Annotated in this window: 14 protein-coding genes; 8 read left to right on the top strand and 6 right to left on the bottom strand. The window is 60.8% G+C overall.

Translation table 11 applies throughout. The features are described from left to right. Positions 1-119: 119 nt before the first annotated feature. The 5 genes from BW43_RS10575 to BW43_RS10595 all read right to left on the bottom strand — a co-directional run bounded on the left by BW43_RS10575 (position 120) and on the right by BW43_RS10595 (position 6295). Complete coding sequence (locus tag BW43_RS10575; RefSeq protein WP_032888142.1) at positions 120-1139, bottom strand: branched-chain amino acid aminotransferase; 1020 nt, start codon at positions 1137-1139, stop codon at positions 120-122. 219 nt (positions 1140-1358) lie between these two features. Beyond that, entirely contained in the window at positions 1359-2738 is a 1380-nt protein-coding gene (lpdA, locus tag BW43_RS10580) for a dihydrolipoyl dehydrogenase (RefSeq protein WP_032888140.1), read from the bottom strand. A 4-nt stretch (positions 2739-2742) separates the two neighbouring features. Further along, positions 2743-3999: a dihydrolipoamide acetyltransferase family protein gene (locus BW43_RS10585; protein ID WP_032888137.1), complete on the bottom strand. Its 1257-nt coding sequence runs from the start codon at positions 3997-3999 to the stop codon at positions 2743-2745. After that, positions 4000-5058, bottom strand: coding sequence for an alpha-ketoacid dehydrogenase subunit beta (locus BW43_RS10590; protein WP_032888135.1), 1059 nt, complete (start codon positions 5056-5058; stop codon positions 4000-4002). A gap of 1 nt (position 5059) precedes the next feature. Further along, complete coding sequence (locus BW43_RS10595) at positions 5060-6295, bottom strand: 3-methyl-2-oxobutanoate dehydrogenase (2-methylpropanoyl-transferring) subunit alpha (RefSeq protein WP_032888133.1); 1236 nt, start codon at positions 6293-6295, stop codon at positions 5060-5062. Between the two features lie 194 nt (positions 6296-6489). Here BW43_RS10595 and BW43_RS10600 point away from each other — a divergent pair, with 194 nt between their 5' ends. After that, on the top strand, positions 6490-6972 hold the full coding sequence (locus tag BW43_RS10600) for an Lrp/AsnC family transcriptional regulator (RefSeq protein WP_015884756.1): 483 nt from the start codon (positions 6490-6492) through the stop codon (positions 6970-6972). Positions 6973-7153: 181 nt separating this feature from the next. Further along, positions 7154-8779 carry a methyl-accepting chemotaxis protein gene (locus BW43_RS10605; protein WP_032888129.1) on the top strand — a complete coding sequence of 542 codons (1626 nt, stop codon included), beginning with the start codon at positions 7154-7156 and terminating at the stop codon, positions 8777-8779. A 58-nt stretch (positions 8780-8837) separates the two neighbouring features. On the opposite strand, the gene BW43_RS10610 is transcribed toward BW43_RS10605, so the two are convergent. Continuing rightward, on the bottom strand, positions 8838-9701 hold the full coding sequence (locus BW43_RS10610; RefSeq protein ID WP_032888127.1) for an MBL fold metallo-hydrolase: 864 nt from the start codon (positions 9699-9701) through the stop codon (positions 8838-8840). A gap of 94 nt (positions 9702-9795) precedes the next feature. Between BW43_RS10610 and BW43_RS10615 the strand changes: the two genes are divergently transcribed. From BW43_RS10615 to BW43_RS10640, 6 genes are all read left to right on the top strand, one after another. Next, positions 9796-10131 carry a helix-turn-helix transcriptional regulator gene (locus BW43_RS10615; protein ID WP_017527038.1) on the top strand — a complete coding sequence of 112 codons (336 nt, stop codon included), beginning with the start codon at positions 9796-9798 and terminating at the stop codon, positions 10129-10131. A gap of 51 nt (positions 10132-10182) precedes the next feature. Continuing rightward, on the top strand, positions 10183-11427 hold the full coding sequence (locus BW43_RS10620) for an FAD/NAD(P)-binding oxidoreductase (protein WP_032888125.1): 1245 nt from the start codon (positions 10183-10185) through the stop codon (positions 11425-11427). Further along, positions 11428-12240, top strand: coding sequence for a sulfite exporter TauE/SafE family protein (locus BW43_RS10625; RefSeq protein ID WP_032888123.1), 813 nt, complete (start codon positions 11428-11430; stop codon positions 12238-12240). A gap of 157 nt (positions 12241-12397) precedes the next feature. Next, positions 12398-13573 (top strand): porin, encoded by a 1176-nt coding sequence (locus tag BW43_RS10630; protein WP_032888121.1) that lies wholly within the window; start codon positions 12398-12400, stop codon positions 13571-13573. Between the two features lie 405 nt (positions 13574-13978). Beyond that, positions 13979-15124, top strand: coding sequence for a nitric oxide-sensing protein NosP (gene nosP / locus BW43_RS10635; protein WP_032888119.1), 1146 nt, complete (start codon positions 13979-13981; stop codon positions 15122-15124). After that, positions 15066-17009, top strand: coding sequence for a PAS domain-containing hybrid sensor histidine kinase/response regulator (locus BW43_RS10640; protein ID WP_050442845.1), 1944 nt, complete (start codon positions 15066-15068; stop codon positions 17007-17009). Before nosP ends, BW43_RS10640 begins: the two co-directional genes overlap by 59 nt. Positions 17010-18044: the final 1035 nt, after the last annotated feature.

Below are 18044 nucleotides of genomic sequence, written 5' to 3'. Positions count from 1 at the left end.
GAGAGCAAATGTGGGAGGGGGCTTGCTCCCGATGGCGGTGTATCAGTCAACAGATTCATTGACTGACCCACTGCTATCGGGGGCAAGCCCCCTCCCACATGGGATATGCGTTGAGGCTGTTAGACCTTCACGATCCAACCCGCTGGTGCTTCGACGTCGCCGGTCTGCACACCGGTCAGCTCTTTGTAGAGCTTCTGGGTGATCGGGCCGACTTCGGTTTCGCTGTGGAACACATGCAGGTTGCCGTTGTACTGGATGCCGCCGATCGGCGAGATCACCGCAGCAGTACCGCAGGCGCCGGCTTCCTTGAAGTCAGCCAGCTTGTCGATGAACACTTCGCCTTCGACCACTTCCAGGCCCAGGCGGGTCTTGGCCAGTTCGATCAGCGACAGGCGGGTGATGCCTGGCAGCACCGAAGGCGACTTCGGCGTGATGAACGTGTTGTCGTGGGTGATCCCGAAGAAGTTGGCCGAGCCGACTTCTTCGATCTTCGAGTGAGTCATCGGATCCAGGTAGATCGCATCGGCGAAACCGGATTTTTTCGCTTCAGAGCCCGGCATCAAGCTGGCCGCGTAGTTGCCGCCCACTTTCGCAGCACCGGTGCCTTGTGGCGCGGCGCGGTCGAAGGTGGAGATCTGGAAGTTGTGTGGCACCAGGCCGCCCTTGAAGTAGGCACCGACCGGAATGCAGAACACCGAGAAGATGAACTCCGGCGCGGTACGCACGCCGATGTTGTCACCGGTACCGATCACGAACGGGCGCAGGTACAGCGCGCCGCCACTGCCGTACGGCGGGATGAAACGCTCGTTGGCCTTGACCACCTGTTTGCAGGCGTCGATGAACACGTCGGTCGGCACATGGGGCATCAGCAGGCGGGCGCAGCTGCGTTGCATGCGCGCGGCATTCTGGTCCGGACGGAACAGGTTGATCGAGCCGTCCTTGCAGCGGTAGGCCTTGAGGCCTTCAAAGCACTGCTGGCCATAGTGCAGAGCGGTGGAGCCCTCACTGATGTGCAGCACGTTGTCGTCAGTCAGGGAGCCTGCTTGCCACTCGCCGTCTTTAAAGGTCTGGATATACCGTTTGTCGGTCTTGATGTAGTCAAAACCCAGCTTGTCCCAATTGATGCTTTCGTTACCCATGACACCCTCTATCTTTGGTCAAGTCGGTTTTTTTCTGAATGGGCGCAACAATACTTCATTCTTGGCTTGTGTGGGAGCCACTGGGTGGAAGCCTTCAGCCTCTGTTTTGACCGATCCACCGCTATCGGGGGGCAAGCCCCGTCCCACATGTGGAATGCATTCCCCTGTGGGAGGGGCGGTGCGACGATTCGACTTGCCCCCGATGGCCTCACCACGGTTTTACAGATGCAACGCGTGGCCCAATGCGCGCAGCGCAGCTTCCTGCACCGCCTCGCCGAGCGTCGGGTGAGCGTGGATGGTGCCGGCTACATCCTCCAGGCGCGAACCCATTTCCAGGCTCAGGCCGAACGCAGTGGACAGCTCAGATACACCCACACCCACGGCCTGCCAGCCGACAATCAGATGATTGTCACGCCGCGCCACCACTCGCACGAAGCCGGTTTTCGACTCCAGGGTCATCGCCCGGCCGTTGGCTGCGAAGGGGAAACTCGACACGATGCAGTCCAGGCCTGCCGCCTTGGCGTCGTCCGGGGTCTTGCCGACCACCACCAGTTCCGGGTCGGTAAAGCACACCGCCGGGATTGCCGCCGGGTTGAATTCGCGGTGTTGACCGCTGATCAGTTCGGCAACCATTTCGCCCTGGGCCATGGCGCGGTGGGCGAGCATCGGCTCGCCGCTCAAGTCGCCGATGGCGTACACATTGCGCATGCTGGTCTGGCAACGGCTGTCGATCTTGATTGCCGCGCCATTCATCGCCAAGTTCAGCGCTTCAAGGTTCCAGCCTTGGGTGTTGGGTTTGCGACCCACGGCCACCAGGACCTGATCGGTCTTCAGCGACACCGTATCGCCGTTCGGATCACGCACTTGCAGGCAGTTGTCGGCAAACCCGGTGACGCTGTGCTTGAGGTACAGCTTCACCCCCAGTTGCTTGAGAGATTCGTTCACCGGCTGGGTCAGCTCGGCGTCGTAAGCCGGCAGGATGCGATCCTGGGCCTCGACCACACTCACCTCAGCACCCAGCTTGCGATAGGCAATCCCCAGCTCAAGGCCAATGTAGCCGCCGCCCACCACAATCAGGCGCTTGGGCACCCGGGTCGGCGCCAGGGCTTCGGTGGAGGAGATGATCGGCCCGCCAATTGGCAGCATCGGCAGGTTGACGCTTTTCGAACCGGTGGCCAGCAGCAGGTGTTCGCACTGGATGCGCTGGTCGCCAACGTCGACGGTCTTGCCGTCCACCACCTTGGCCCAGCCGTGGATCACCTGCACTTTGTGCTTTTTAAGCAGTGCGGCGACGCCAGTGGTCAGGCGGTCGACGATGCCGTTTTTCCATTCAACGCTTTTGCGGATGTCCAGGGTCGGCACATCCACTTCGATACCCAGTTGCGAACCCTGGCTATGGTGGATGGTTTGCTGAAACTGCTCGGCCACATGGATCAAGGCCTTGGACGGAATGCAGCCGATGTTCAGGCAGGTGCCGCCCAACGCCTGGCCTTCCACCAGGATGGTCGGGATGCCCAGTTGGCCGGCACGAATGGCGGCCACATAACCGCCAGGGCCGCCGCCGATAATCAGCAGCGTGGTATGCAATGTCTGAGTCATGCCATTACTCCAGGAACAGGCTGGCGGGTTGTTCGAGCAGGCCGCGAATGGCCTGGATGAATTGCGCCGCGTCCATGCCATCGACCACGCGGTGATCGAAGGAGCTGGAGAGGTTCATCATTTTGCGAATCACGATCTGGCCCTTGATCACCATTGGCCGCTCAACGATACGGTTGACGCCAACGATAGCCACCTCCGGCAAGTTCAGCACCGGGGTGCTGACGATGCCGCCCAAGGCGCCCAGGCTGGTCAAGGTAATGGTCGAACCCGACAACTCGTCACGACTGGCCTTGCCATTGCGCGCGGCCGTGGCCAAACGCGCGATTTCCTCGGCATTGCCCCACAGGCTGCGGGCTTCGGCGTGACGCACCACCGGCACCATCAAGCCCACGTCGCTCTGGGTGGCGACGCCCACATGCACCGCGCCGAGGCGGGTGATGACCTGGGCTTCGTCGTCATAACGCGCGTTGATCTGCGGGAAATCCCGCAGCGCCACGACCATGGCGCGCACGATAAACGGCAGTAACGTCAGCTTGCCGCGCGTTGCGCCATGCTTCTCGTTGAGGTGCACGCGCAGCTCGTCGAGGGCGGTGACGTCGATCTCTTCCACATAGCTGAAATGCGCGGCACGGCGGGTGGCGTCCTGCATGCGCTGGGCAATCTTGCGGCGCATGCCGATCACCGGGATCTGTTCTTCGGTGTTGCGTTCGGCGTAAGGGTTGGCTGCCGTCGAAGCGTTTGACGCCCCTTGTTGCAGGTAGGCGTCGAGGTCTTCGTGCAGGATCCGCCCGGCGGGGCCGGAGCCCTGGACCAGACGCAGTTGAATTCCGGCATCCAGCGCATGCTTGCGCACGGCGGGGGAGGCCAGGGGGCGTTCATCGGCATCGCGGGCCACAGGGGCCTGTGCGGTCACGACGGGCGCGGGCTTGCTTTCAACCACTGGTGCAGGTTTGGCCTCGACAACGGGAGCAGCTTTCACCGGCTCCGCCACCACGGGCGCCTCCTTGGCGTTGCCCGCACCTTCTACTTCAATGCTGATCAGAATACTGCCCACGGCCATCACTTCACCCGGCTCGCCGCCAAGGGAAATCACTTTGCCGTGCACCGGCGAGGGAATATCCACCATCGCCTTGTCGGTCATCACATCCGCCAGCACCTGGTCTTCGACGACCATGTCGCCGACCTTCACATGCCAGACCGACAGTTCAACTTCCGCGATGCCTTCGCCAATGTCCGGCATCTTGATAACGTGCGTGCCCATTCAGACCTCCATGACCCGTTTCAACGCCGCGCCCACTCGGGACGGGCCTGGGAAATACGCCCACTCCTGCGCGTGCGGGTAAGGGGTGTCCCAGCCGGTGACGCGTTCGATCGGCGCTTCCAGGTGGTGGAAGCAATGCTCTTGCACCAGCGCCACCAACTCGGCACCAAAACCGCAGGTGCGGGTGGCTTCGTGCACCACCACGCAACGGCCGGTTTTCTTCACGGATTTGACGATGGTCTCCAGGTCCAGCGGCCACAGGCTGCGCAGGTCGATGACTTCGGCGTCGATGCCGGTTTCTTCGGCAGCGACTTGGGACACATAAACCGTGGTGCCGTAGGTCAGCACGGTGACTGCCGACCCCGGACGCACAATGGCGGCCACGTCCAGCGGCACGGTGTAGTAACCGTCCGGCACTTGCGCTTGCGGGTGTTTCGACCACGGTGTTACCGGGCGGTCGTGGTGGCCATCGAACGGGCCGTTGTACAGGCGTTTAGGCTCAAGGAAGATCACCGGGTCATCGTTTTCGATCGAGGCGATCAGCAGGCCTTTAGCGTCGTATGGGTTGGACGGCATCACCGTGCGCAGGCCGCAGACCTGGGTGAACACCGCTTCGATGCTCTGGCTGTGGGTCTGGCCGCCGTAGATGCCGCCGCCACAGGGCATGCGCATGGTCAGCGGTGCAGTGAACTGGCCGGCCGAGCGATAACGCAGGCGCGCCGCTTCGGAGATGATCTGGTCGGTGGCGGGGTACACATAGTCGGCAAACTGAATCTCAGCCACCGGGCGCAGGCCATAGGCACCCATGCCCACGGCCACGCCGATAATGCCGCTTTCCGAGATCGGTGCGTCGAACACCCGCGAGCTGCCGTACTTGGTCTGCAAGCCTTCGGTGCAACGGAACACACCGCCGAAGTAACCCACGTCCTGGCCGAACACCACCACGTTGTCATCACGTTCAAGCATCACATCCATGGCCGAGCGCAGGGCCTGGATCATGGTCATGGTGGTGGTGGTCATGGCGGTTTCCAATTCGATGCTGTTGTTGTGATCGTTCATGTCAGACCCCCAACTCTTGACGCTGGCGCTTCAAGTGCTCCGGCATCTCTTTATAGACGTCTTCGAACATGGTCGCGGCGCTTGGAATCTGGCCACCGGCCAGGGTGCCGTACTGTTCGGCCTGTTTCTGCGCGGCGATCACCTCGGCTTCAAGTTCAGCACTGACCGCCGCGTGTTCCTCTTCGGACCACTGGCCAATCTTGATCAGGTGCTGTTTGAGACGAGCAATCGGATCGCCCAACGGGAAGTGGCTCCAGTCATCGGCGGGGCGGTATTTGGACGGATCATCGGACGTGGAGTGCGGGCCCGCACGGTAGGTGACCCACTCGATCAGGCTCGGGCCGAGGTTGCGCCGCGCACGTTCAGCGGCCCAGGCGGAGGCAGCGTACACGGCGATAAAGTCGTTGCCGTCCACGCGCAGGGAAGCGATGCCACAGCCGACGCCGCGTCCGGCGAAAGTGGTGGCTTCACCGCCGGCGATGGCCTGGAAGGTGGAGATAGCCCATTGGTTGTTGACCACGTTGAGAATCACCGGCGCGCGGTACACGTGGGCAAAGGTGAGGGCGGTGTGGAAGTCGGATTCGGCGGTGGCGCCGTCGCCGATCCAGGCCGAGGCGATCTTGGTATCGCCCTTGATCGCCGAGGCCATGCCCCAGCCCACGCCCTGAACGAATTGGGTGGCGAGGTTGCCGGAAATGGTGAAGAAGCCGGCGTCTTTCACCGAATACATGATCGGCAACTGGCGACCCTTGAGCGGGTCGCGCTCGTTGGACAGCAACTGGCAGATCAGGTCCACCAGTGGCACTTCGCGGGCCATCAGGATGCTTTGCTGGCGGTAGGTGGGGAAGCACATGTCGTCGATGTTCAAGGCCAGGGCCTGGGCGCTGCCGATGGCTTCTTCGCCGAGGCTTTGCATGTAGAACGACATTTTTTTCTGACGCTGTGCGACCACCATGCGGTTGTCGAAGATGCGCGTCTTGAGCATCGCACGCATGCCTTTGCGCATGATGTCAGTGGAGACGCCTTCGGCCCACGGTCCCAAGGCTTGGCCCTGGTCGTCGAGTACGCGGATCAGGCCCTTGGCCAGGTCGGCGGTGTCGGCGGGTTCTACGTCGATGGCGGGTTTGCGCACCAGGCCGGCGTCGGTCAGGCGCAGGTAGGTGAAGTCGGTCTTGCAGCCTGGTCGGCCCGAGGGTTCAGGGACGTGCAGGCGCAGTGGTTCGTACTGCTGGGTCATGGCTTCTACGCTCGATCTTGTGAATTTCTTGTAGTGGGCGCGCTAGCTGACAGTCAGTCTTCGGGTAGAAGAAATCTTGTCCTACAACAATCATAGGCGTGGCGTAGAAGAATATTTATCTCTGTTTCGTTGCACCTGGGATCAATTGCGGATAAAAAACCTGCATAAACATAATAAACAGGTGATTTTGTCTCATGCGCAAACTGGACCGTACCGATATCGGCATTCTCAACGCTCTGCAGGAGAATGCCCGCATCACCAACGCCGACCTGGCCCGCTCGGTCAACCTGTCGCCCACGCCGTGTTTCAACCGGGTCAAGGCGATGGAGGAATTGGGCCTGATTCGCGAGCAGGTCACGCTGCTCGACGCCGATTTACTGGGGCTGCACGTCAACGTGTTTATCCATGTGAGCCTTGAAAAGCAGAACGAACTGGCGTTGCAGCAGTTCGAAGGCGCGATTTCCGACCGGCCCGAGGTGATGGAGTGCTATTTGATGGCCGGCGATCCGGACTATTTGATTCGGGTGTTGGTGCCGACGATCCAGTCGCTGGAGCGGTTCATGATGGACTTTCTGACCAAGGTACCGGGGGTGGCGAATATCCGCTCCAGTTTTGCCCTCAAACAAGTGCGTTACAAAACAGCATTGCCACTGCCAAGAGATGGACTGATGGTCTAATAAAGTGGCGCGGTTTCCCTTGGCACGTTAATAGTTAGCTAGACACCTAAACTCGCTATTTAAATATTTAGGGTTGCCAATAAAAAAATACCTAATTAGTCACGTATTTTTCACGTCTGGTTTAACACATTAATCCCCATCAGGCCGTGAAGTTCGCGGCCCAGGAAAGGGGTGCGCCGCGATGTCCATGAGAGCCTTGAAGCTGAACTTCCGTACCACACTTTGTTTTGGTGTGGTGTGTCTTTTGCTGTTGATCCAAGGAGCAATGACGCTGATAAAAGTCGATAAAGTCTATTCATCGACGGTTGAAATCGAATCTAACTGGCTTCCCAGTATTCGTTCGGCAGGTGAAATAGATTCGGCTTTTTACAAACTGCGTCTTGATCTACGCCGCTATGCCATGGATATCGGGCGCCAGGATCCGACCTCCCTTGAGAAGCTCAAAGCGACGCGCAAGGAAGCCCTTGATATTGCAGAGCGTTATGCGCCGTTAGTCTCAAGCCCCGAAGAACAAGCCAAGTACAACGACGCATTGACCGGCATAAAGAACTACAGCCAGAAGATGGATGAGTTCCTCGCGCAAGCCTCGACGTTGTCTGCTGAACAGATGTCGACTTATTTGCGTGACGTCAATGGGCCGATTGCCCTTGATGTACAGCGTTCCATCAGCGAGTTGATCGCGTTGAATTCCGGTGGCTCCAATACGGCGGTTCAGGTGGCTTCCAGCGAATATGACGCGGCGCGTCTGTTCACTTGGATATTGATGGGCACCTCCTTGATGGTCACCGTCGTGGTTGCAAGCCTGTTTACCCGCAGCATCATTACTCCGGTCCGTGAACTGTTGGTATCAACCGGCAAGATTGCTGACGGCGATCTGCGCGTGGCGATTGCCATCAATGGCAACGACGAGTTGACCGAGTTGCAACGATCTACCGCGTCTATGCAAATGAACCTGAAAAGCACCTTGCAGCATATCTCGGAGGCGTCCGGGCAATTGGCTGCGGCGGCGGAGGAGATGAGCGCCATTACCCGCGAGTCCAGCGCCGGTATTGAACGCCAAAGCATGGAAACCGATCAGGCCGCCACGGCGGTTAACGAAATGACGGCGGCCGTGGAAGAAGTGGCGCGCAATGCGGTGTCGGCTTCCCAGTCAACACAGGATTCCCAGCGCTCGGCCAAAGTCGGCCAGGAGCGTGTGAAGCAAACCATCGCCTCCATCGAGAAGCTCAGCGCCACGGTGCAGCAGACCGGCGTCGAAGTCGAAGGGTTGGCCAAGCAGGCCCAGGATATTGCCCGAGTGGTTGAAGTGATCCGTTCAATTGCCGAGCAAACCAACCTGCTGGCCTTGAACGCTGCCATTGAGGCGGCCAGGGCAGGGGAGCAGGGTCGAGGCTTTGCGGTCGTCGCCGACGAAGTGCGGGCATTGGCCCATAGAACCCAGACCTCGACCCAGGAAATCGAGCAGATGATCGCGAAAATCCAAACATGCTCCAGCGAAGCGGTGTCTTCCATGGCCCTTAACCGCAACGAAGCAGTGGATTCATTGAAGATCGCCCATGAAGCGGGCGCCGCGATTACTCAGATCACCGACGCCATTACCGACATCAATGACCGCAACCTGTTGATCGCCACGGCCTCTGAAGAACAGGCCCATGTGGCCCGCTCGGTGGACCAGAACCTGATCAGCATCCGTGATCTTTCCATTCAGAGTTCTTCGGCGGCCGGGCAGACGTCGATTGCCAGCCAAGAGCTGTCGCGGCTGGCGGTGGACCTCAAGCAGATCGTGTCGAAATTTGCCGTAGCCTGATCACACCTGCGTAACACCCTCGGAACATTCAATGGCATGGACGCCATGCGGGGCGGCTTTAGAGCTGGTTCAACGGAATCTTCAAGTAAACCACCCCGTTTGCCTCCGCTGGCGGCATATGACCGGCCCGCACATTCACTTGGATCGCCGGCAACAACAGCGTGGGCATCCCCAGCCCAGCATCGCGTTGGGTGCGCATCGCCACAAACGTCGCTTCATCCACTCCGTCATGCACATGAATATTGCCCGCTCGCTGCTGCGCCACGGTCGTCAGGCATTTTGCCTCGCGACCCTCGGGCGGGTAGTCATGGCACACGTAAAGCTGCGTGTCGGGAGCGAAGGCCAACAGCTTGCGCATCGACGCATACAGCTGCCGCGCATCGCCGCCGGGGAAGTCGCAGCGGGCCGTGCCGACATCGGGCATGAACAGGGTGTCGCCGACCAGGATCAATCGATCCTCGATCAGATAAGCCATGTCCGCCGGGGTGTGGCCGGGCACGTGCAGCGCCTGGGCCTTGAGGTTGCCGATGTGAAAGATTTCATCCGGCGCAAACAGGTGGTCGAACTGCGAGCCGTCGACGCGAAATTCCGGCTCCAGGTTGAATAGGTTCTTGAACACGCCCTGCACCTTGCTGATCGACTGACCAATGGCGATCTTGCCGCCCACTGTCCGGCGCAGGTACGGCGCGGCGGACAGGTGGTCGGCATGGGCGTGTGTCTCCAACAGCCACTGCACTTGCAAGCTGTGCTCACGCACAAAGGCAATAACCTTGTCGGCCTGGGCGGTGTCAGTACGCCCGGAGGCCGGGTCGTAGTTGAGGACCGAATCGACGATGGCACAGGGGCCGCCGTCCGTTTCATAGACGACGTAGGTGTAGGTCGACGACGTCTCGTCCAGAAAGGAATGAATCAACGCTGACATGACGGCTGCCCCTGATGCTGAAAAAAGTGATTACAATCACTTTACATTTACACATAATGTTTTGAGCTTAAGTGAGGCAAAGGACCCGAGGCAAATGGAATCTACTCTGAGTGAAGGCGAAGTTGCCCAGTTGCGCGCGTCGGCGTCCAAGGCCTGTGCCTTGCTCAAGGCCCTGGCTAATGAGGATCGCCTGTTGATCCTGTGCCAGTTGACCCAGGGCGAGCGCAACGTCGGCGAGCTGGAAACGATGACCGGCGTGCGCCAGCCCACCCTGTCACAACAGTTGGGCATCTTGCGCGACGAAGGGTTGGTCGCCACCCGTCGGGAAGGCAAGTACATCTTCTACGGGCTGGCCAGCCACGAAGTGATCCAAGTGATGAAAACCCTGTCCGGGCTGTACTGCGGCGCGGTCATAAAAAGCTGGGCGTGACGCCATACGGCAACGACCCTTGTGTGCATTGACGATAAAAGGCATCAGACCATGACCGAACAACACTGGGGCCCAACCATCAGTGGCGATATCGTTGTCATCGGCGGCGGTTCGGCAGGCATCGGCCTGCTGGCCAGCCTGCTCAAGCGCGACCCCGACCTGAACATCACCCTCATCGAACCCAACGACCACCATTGCTACCAGCCGGCCTGGACCCTCGTGGGCGGCGGCGCCTATGACCTGAAAAAGACCCGCCGCCCGTTGGCCGACGTGCTGCCTAATGGCGTCACCTGGATACAGGCAGCGGTCAGCGAGGTGCTGCCGGACGAGCAGACCCTCTTACTCGACAGCGGCCAGCGCGTGAGTTGGCAGCATCTCATCGTGTGTCCCGGCCTGCGCCTGGCCTGGGAGGCTATCGAGGGCTTGCAAGACACCCTCGGTCAGCACGGCGTCACCTCCAACTACAGCTACGAATACGCCGCCTACACCTGGCAGTTGGTGCAGCAGTTGAAGGGCGGCAAGGCGATCTTCACCCAGCCGGCCATGCCGATCAAATGCGCCGGCGCGCCGCAGAAAGCCATGTACCTGTCCTGCGATCACTGGCTCAAGCAGGGCCGTCTCAAGCACATTGATGTGGAATTCAACCTGGCCGGGGCGGCGCTGTTCGGGGTGGCGACCTTTGTGCCGCCGTTGATGAAGTACGTTGAAAAATACAACGCGCGCCTGGCGTTCAATTCCAATCTGGTGAAAGTTGACGGTCCGGCACGCAAGGCCTGGTTTGCAGTGAAAGACGCCGAGGGCAATACAACGGTTGAAGAGAAATCCTTCGACCTGCTGCACGTCGTCCCGCCGCAAGTCGCCCCGGACTTTATCCGCCAAAGCCCGCTGGCTGACGCCGCCGGTTGGTGTGAAGTGCACCCCCATACCCTGCAACACCTGCACTACCCGCACATCTTCGGCCTGGGCGATGTGTGCGGCACCACCAACGCCAAGACCGCCGCCGCTGTGCGCAAGCAGATCGTGGTGGTTGCCGAAAACCTGCTGGCCCTGCGTAAGCAAGCAACCTTGCCGCTCAAGTACGACGGCTACGGGTCCTGCCCGCTGACGGTGGAGAAGGGCAAGGTGGTGCTTGCCGAGTTCGGCTACGGCGGCAAGTTGCTGCCGACCTTCGCCCTCGATCCGACCAAGGCGCGCCGTTCGATGTGGTTCCTCAAGGCTACGCTGCTGCCGTGGTTCTACTGGAACGGCATGCTCAAGGGCCGCGAGTGGCTGACCCGTCTGAGCAAGGTGGACTGAATGCTGCTGGCCAGTGTGTTGGGTGTGTTGATGGGCCTGGTCATGGGCCTGACCGGTGCGGGCGGCGGCATCCTTGGGGTGCCGGCGTTGGTGCTGGGATTGGGCTTGAGCATGACCCAGGCCGCGCCGGTGTCTTTGCTGGCGGTGGGCGCGGCGGCGGCCGTCGGTGCGATTGATGGCTTGCGCCACGGCCTGGTGCGTTACCGCGCCGCGCTGCTGATCGCCTTGCTCGGCGCGCTGTTTTCGCCGCTGGGGGTGTTTCTTGCTCACCAAATGACGGAACCGGTGCTGATGGGCTTGTTCAGTGCGCTGATGGTGCTGGTGGCCTGGCGCATGTTGCAGCGTGAAAAGGTCGAGGCCGGGCCGAGTGATCACGGCGCCGCCTCCTGGGGCCAGAAGAACTGCATGCTCAATCAACAGACTGGACGCCTGGCCTGGACCGCCAAATGCAGCGCCACCCTGGCCGCGCTCGGCGCCGTGACCGGTGCGGTCTCCGGTTTGCTCGGCGTGGGCGGAGGCTTCCTGATCGTGCCGGCGTTCAAACAACTCACCGACGTACAGATGCGCGGCATCGTCGCCACCTCGTTGATGGTGATCAGCCTGATCTCGCTGATCGGCGTGGCCGGTGCGTTGCATGCCGGGGTGAGCATCGAACCGGTGGGCTGGGTGTTTATCGGCGCCAGTATCGTCGGCATGCTGGTCGGCCGGCGCCTGTGTTCCGTGATCCCCGCGCGCACCTTGCAGGTGGGGTTTGCCAGTCTGTGTGTACTGGTGGCTGTGGGCATGTTGGCCAAGGCCGGTCTTACGCACTAAGTGCAGGGCCTGTGACCGGGCCCGTCTTACACCAGAGTTGCCGGGCACCCGCTGCCCGTCCAAAGCACCTTGAAACCACGGCCAAGGCAGCGTAGGCCGTGGCCTGGCGCTTTTCGATAATCGCCTCCGACATCAAGTCCCCGTTGCGGAGCGCGCCATGCATAACAATAAAAATCTCCCCCTGCGTCTGTTACCTGCTTTTATCGTCGGCCTTAGCCTCAGCCCGTTCGCTGACGCCGAAATCATGCTGTACGACAAGGACGAAACCACCTTTTCCACCGACGGCTACATCAACGCTTTCTACGTCAACAGTGACGTGGACCGCGCCGGCGACCAATACGACCGCCGCCAATCCCGGGTGAAGATGGGTTTTCTGCCCAACTACTTGGGCTTCAACATGGGCAAGCAGGTCGACGACCTCAAGCTCGGCGCCCGCGCCTCGTTTTGGGTGACGATCAACGACAGCGAAACCAACGGCACCGACACCGCCATCGATGTGCGCCAGTTTTACGGCACCGTGGCGAACCCAGAGTGGGGCGAAGTGCTGATCGGCAAGGACTTCGGCCTGTTCGCCCGCTCCAATATCCTGCTCGATGAACTGCTCGCCGGTTACGGCCAGGTCAGCGACAGCCTTGGCCTGGTGGACGGCGGCGGTGTGTCGTTCGGCAATATCGGCAGCGGCTACCCGTACCCGTTCCCCACCTCGCAGATTACCTACCGCACCCCAATGATGGACGGCCTGCGCGTGGCCGTCGGCATCATGGACCCGGTGGACACCAACGACAGCAGCGCACTGGGCAAGGCCTACCAGAAGAACCCGCGCACCGAGAGCGAGATCACCTACCAGTTCGACCTGGGCGGGGCGAAGATCTACAGCTGGCTCAATGGCAGCTACCAGACTTCGGACAACACCGACTCCACCGTCGAATCGGTGACGTCCAAAGGCCTGGGCTATGGCGTACAGGCGAAAATCGGCGGCTTGTCGCTGACCGGTTCGGGCTTCCAGGCCAAGGGCATCAACCCGTTCTTCACCAACAATGCCGGGGAAGCCACCCTGCGCAATGTGGACAGCAACGGTTACCTGGTGCAAGGCTCGTACAAAGTGGGCAAGAACCGTCTGGCGCTGTCCTACGGCAAGACAGAGGACGACGGCAACGGCGTGGTGGGCAGCGGGGCGGATTATGAGACGCGCGGGATTGCGTTGTTTCATGACGTGAACGACAACCTGAAGCTGGTGGCGGAGTACAACCAATTCCAGATCAAGGGGCATGACACCCGTGCGCAGAATGAAGACACCGATACCTTTGCGGTAGGTGCAGTCCTGACGTGGTAAGCCATTTAAAAATGGGGGAGGGGCGGTGCGACGATTCGATTTGCCCCCCACAGGCAGAGGTATCTACACCTCTTTGGTGAAAACACATTCTGGGAAAATAGTGCTTTCGTGGTGAGCGGGCTTGCCCCGCGCTGGGCTGCGAAGCAGCCCCAAACCAGACGCTGAGTTCTACCAGAAATATCCCCGCGTTTTTATTGGGGCTGCTGCGCAGCCCAGCGCGGGGCAAGCCCGCTCACCACCGCGTTATGCGTCGGCTTTTAGGCAAGGTGTAGATACCTTTGCCCCGATGGGGTGGATCGGTCAGTGGAGAGACTCATCCCATCGCATCCCCCCACCCAGTACCCAAGTAGCATAGGTCCCACCCCCCGCCCTTCGTACACTCATGCCTCAGAGGGGGAACCAACGATGCATAACAGTGAAGGCGTAATCAGCGCCATGTCCCAGGCCACCGACGCCGGGCAGGCGGCTGAGGAGTTGGCCCGTCAACTGCTGCACCCCTACCTGGGGTTTGTGCTGTTTTTCTGTTCGGCCTCCTACGATTTGCAGGCGTTGGGCCAGGCCCTGCAACAGTGCTTCGGTAACGTGCGCGTGGTGGGTTGCACCAGCGCCGGCGAGATCACGCCCCAGGGCTACGGCCGCAATTGCGTGACGGCAATGGGCTTTAACCACGCGCACTTTTCCATCGCCACCGAGCTGATCGATCAGGTGGAACACTTCAGCCTGATCGACGCCCAGCAGATGGTCGAACGTCTGGTCGGCGGTTGCCGCAGCAATACCCTGGCGCCGATCAAGGGCAACACGTTCGCCCTGACCCTGCTCGATGGCCTGTCCAGCCGTGAAGAGGTGGTGCTCGCGGCCCTCAGCGCCGCGCTTGGCGACATTCCGCATTTTGGCGGTTCGGCCGGCGACGACAACTTCCTCACCCACACCCACGTGTACTTTAACGGCGCCTTCCACAGCGGCGCGGCGGTGGTGGTGTTGGTCAATACCTGGCTGGACTTCGAGGTGTTTACCACCCACCACATTCTGCCGCGCAGTGAAAAGCTGGTGGTGACCGGCGCCGACAGCCCGTCGCGCCGGGTCTTCGAGCTCAACGCCGAACCTGCCGCCGAAGAGTACGCGCGGCATATCGGCGTGGCCGTGGCCGATCTCGATCACCGCGTGTTCGCGGCGCACCCGCTGGCGGTGCGCATCCACGATCAGTATTACGTACGCGCGATCCAGCAAGTGCACGACGACTTGAGCCTGAGTTTCTACTGCGCCGTGGAAAACGGCATCGTCCTCACCGTGATGAAGCCCGGGCCGATCTTGCCGAACCTGCAAACGCTGTTCGACGGCCTGCAAGCGCGCCTTGGCGACCTGCTGTTGACCATCGGCTGCGACTGCTTCCTGCGCCGCCTTGAGCTGGAAGACAGTGACAATCTGGAACAGATCGGCGGCTTCCTGCGTGACCAGCGTGTGATGGGGTTCAACACCTACGGAGAACAGTTCAATGGCATGCATATCAACCAGACCTTCACCGGGGTCGCCATTGCCCGAGGCCGGCGCTGAACTGCTCGCCCAGGTTGCCCAGCTGCAACAGGACAACCACAAGCTGGCGCGGATCAACGCCGCGCTGATCGAGCGCATTGAGTCCGGCGTGACCCAGGGCAACAACCCCTACACCACCTTCCAGCATTCGGTGGTACTGGCCGAGCAAGTGCGCGAACGCACCGACGCGCTGAACCAGGCGATGGCCGAACTCAAGGCCAGCAACCACTTGCTGATCAACGCCCGGCTGCGTGCCGAAACCCTGCGCGGCGAACAGGTGGCGGCGCAGAAAGCCCAGGAAAGCGAGCGCTGGATTCGCTTGATCACCGACCACGTTCCGGCCCTGATCGGCTACCTGAATGCTGACCTGGTCTACGAGTTCACCAACAAAGTCTACGAAGAATGGTACTGCTGGCCGCGCGGCATGATGCTCGGCCAGAGCCTGCGCGAGGTCCACAGCGAACAGCACTGCCAGCGCCTGGACGCCTACGTCGCCCGGGCCTTGGCGGGGGAGAGCGTGACCTTTGAATTCGCCGAGACCAATATCAATAACCAGGAGCGCTACATGCTGCGCTCCTATGTCCCCAATCTGCTGGCCAGTGGCGAAGTGGTGGGGATCTTTGTGCTGATCCGCGACATCACCGAACGCCGCCGCACCGCCGAGGCCCTGCATCAGGCCTATCAACACTTGGAGCAGCGTGTCGCCCAGCGCACCTCGGAACTCACTGCGCTTAACGACCAGTTGCTCAAGGAAATCGACGAGCGCCGCCGCATGGAAACCCGCCTGCGCGAAGCCAAGCTCGAAGCCGAACAGGCCAACCTGTCGAAAACCAAATTCCTCGCCGCCGTCAGCCACGACCTGCTGCAACCGCTGAACGCCGCGCGATTGTTCACCAGCGCTTTGCTCGAACGCCCCAGCGAACAGTTGGTGCGCAACGTGAGCAATTCCCTGGAAGACGTGGAAAACCTGCTGGGTACTCTGGTGGATATTTCCAAGCTGGATGCCGGGGTGATCAAGGCCGACATCGCGCCGTTTGCCCTGAGTGAATTGCTCGACAACCTGGCAGCCGAATACACCGAATTGGCCCGCAGCGAGGGCCTGGAGCTGCATTTTGTCGGCTGCTCGGCGCTGGTGCGCAGTGATATTCAGTTGCTGGCGCGGATTCTGCGCAACCTGCTGAGCAATGCGATTCGCTATACCTACAAAGGGCGTGTGGTGCTGGGATGTCGCCGCCAGCACCAGCGCCTGTCGATCCAGGTGTGGGACAGCGGCATGGGTATCGCCGAGGAACGGCTGGAGGAGATCTTTCAGGAGTTCAAACGCGGCGATGTGCAGCGTCCGGACCAGGACCGCGGGTTGGGCCTGGGGCTGGCGATCGTGGAAAAAATCGCGGGGATACTGGGTCATCGGATCAGCGTCAAATCCTGGCCGGGCCAGGGCTCGATGTTCTCGGTGGAGGTGCCGTTGAGCGCCACGGCACCCAAGTCACTGCCGATGCTGGCCATGAGCGAACCGATGCTCGAACGCCTGCAAGGCGCACGGGTGTGGGTGCTGGATAACGACGCGGCGATCTGCGCGGGCATGCGCACCTTGCTGGAAGGCTGGGGCTGCCGGGTGATTACCGCCTTGTCGGAACAGGATTTGGCACGGCAGGTGGACAACTACCATGCCGAAGCCGACTTGCTGATCGCCGACTATCACCTCGACGACGACCAGAACGGTGTAGATGCCGTGGCACGCATCAACGCACGCCGGGCCAGTGCAATCCCGGCGCTGATGATCACCGCCAACTACAGCAACGAGTTGAAGCAACAGATCCGCGAATTGGGGCACACCTTGATGCACAAACCAGTACGCCCGATGAAACTCAAGACCGCCATGAGCCACCTGCTCGGTCGGCCCTGACAAACGGAGATCAAGTGTGGGAGGGGGCTTGCCCCCGATGGCTGTGTTTCAGTCAAGTAGATGTCGACTGACCCATCGCTATCGGGAGCAAGCCCCCTCCCACATTTGACCGGTGTTGTGTTTGGAGGATTGGCGCCGCAGGTACGGCCAATGAAGCTCAATACTGCCACGAGCCACCCCTCGGTCGTCCCTGACAAACGTAGATCAAGTGTGGGAGGGGGCTTGCCCCCGATGACGGTGTTTCAGCCAAGTAGATGTCGACTGACCCACCGCTATCGGGAGCAAGCCCCCTCCCACATTTTATTTGTGTTGTGTTTGGAGGATTGGCGCCGCAGGTACGGCCGATGCAACTCAAGACTGCCACGAGTCACCTGCTCGGTCGGCCCTGACAAACGTAGATCAAGTGTGGGAGGGGGCTTGCCCCCGATGGCGGTGTTTCAGCCAAGTAGAAGCCGACTGATCCACTGCTATCGGGAGCAAGCCCCCTCCCACATTTGACCGGTGTTGTGTCTGGAGGATTGGCGGCTCTGGTACGGCCAATAAAGCTCAAGACTGCCACGAGCCACCTGCTCGGTCGTCCCTGACAAACGGAGATCAAGTGTGGGAGGGGGCTTGCCCCCGATGGCGGTGTTTCAGTCAAGTAGATGTCGACTGACACACCGCCATCGGGAGCAAGCCCCCTCCCACATTTGACCGGTGTTGTGTTTGGAAGATTGGCGGCTCTGGTACGGCGAATGAAGCTCAAGACTGCCACGAGCCACCCCTCGGTCGTCCCTGACAAACGTAGATCAAGTGTGGGAGGGGGCTTGCCCCCGATGGCGGTGTTTCAGCCAAGTAGATGCCGACTGACCCACCGCTATCGGGAGCAAGCCCCCTCCCACATTTTATTTGTGTTGTATTTGGAGGATTGGCGCCGCAGGTACGGCCGATGCAACTCAAGACTGCCACGAGTCACCTGCTCGGTCGTCCCTGACAAACGGAGATCAAGTGTGGGAGGGGGCTTGCTCCCGATGGCGGTGTTTCAGCCAAGTAGAA

The sequence above is a fragment of the Pseudomonas sp. RIT357 genome (assembly GCF_000632245.1).
GTDB lineage: Bacteria > Pseudomonadota > Gammaproteobacteria > Pseudomonadales > Pseudomonadaceae > Aquipseudomonas > Aquipseudomonas sivasensis.
The sequence above is the reverse complement of the archived record's forward strand: the minus strand, read 5'-3'. Positions and strand labels throughout refer to the sequence as shown.

Coding starts and splice junctions, on each gene's coding strand:
- BW43_RS10575 (WP_032888142.1), bottom strand. CDS start 1,139: ATGGGTAACGAAAGCATCAATTGGGACAAGCTGGGTTTTGACTACATC.
- lpdA (WP_032888140.1), bottom strand. CDS start 2,738: ATGACTCAGACATTGCATACCACGCTGCTGATTATCGGCGGCGGCCCT.
- BW43_RS10585 (WP_032888137.1), bottom strand. CDS start 3,999: ATGGGCACGCACGTTATCAAGATGCCGGACATTGGCGAAGGCATCGCG.
- BW43_RS10590 (WP_032888135.1), bottom strand. CDS start 5,058: ATGAACGATCACAACAACAGCATCGAATTGGAAACCGCCATGACCACC.
- BW43_RS10595 (WP_032888133.1), bottom strand. CDS start 6,295: ATGACCCAGCAGTACGAACCACTGCGCCTGCACGTCCCTGAACCCTCG.
- BW43_RS10600 (WP_015884756.1), top strand. CDS start 6,490: ATGCGCAAACTGGACCGTACCGATATCGGCATTCTCAACGCTCTGCAG.
- BW43_RS10605 (WP_032888129.1), top strand. CDS start 7,154: ATGTCCATGAGAGCCTTGAAGCTGAACTTCCGTACCACACTTTGTTTT.
- BW43_RS10610 (WP_032888127.1), bottom strand. CDS start 9,701: ATGTCAGCGTTGATTCATTCCTTTCTGGACGAGACGTCGTCGACCTAC.
- BW43_RS10615 (WP_017527038.1), top strand. CDS start 9,796: ATGGAATCTACTCTGAGTGAAGGCGAAGTTGCCCAGTTGCGCGCGTCG.
- BW43_RS10620 (WP_032888125.1), top strand. CDS start 10,183: ATGACCGAACAACACTGGGGCCCAACCATCAGTGGCGATATCGTTGTC.
- BW43_RS10625 (WP_032888123.1), top strand. CDS start 11,428: ATGCTGCTGGCCAGTGTGTTGGGTGTGTTGATGGGCCTGGTCATGGGC.
- BW43_RS10630 (WP_032888121.1), top strand. CDS start 12,398: ATGCATAACAATAAAAATCTCCCCCTGCGTCTGTTACCTGCTTTTATC.
- nosP (WP_032888119.1), top strand. CDS start 13,979: ATGCATAACAGTGAAGGCGTAATCAGCGCCATGTCCCAGGCCACCGAC.
- BW43_RS10640 (WP_050442845.1), top strand. CDS start 15,066: ATGGCATGCATATCAACCAGACCTTCACCGGGGTCGCCATTGCCCGAG.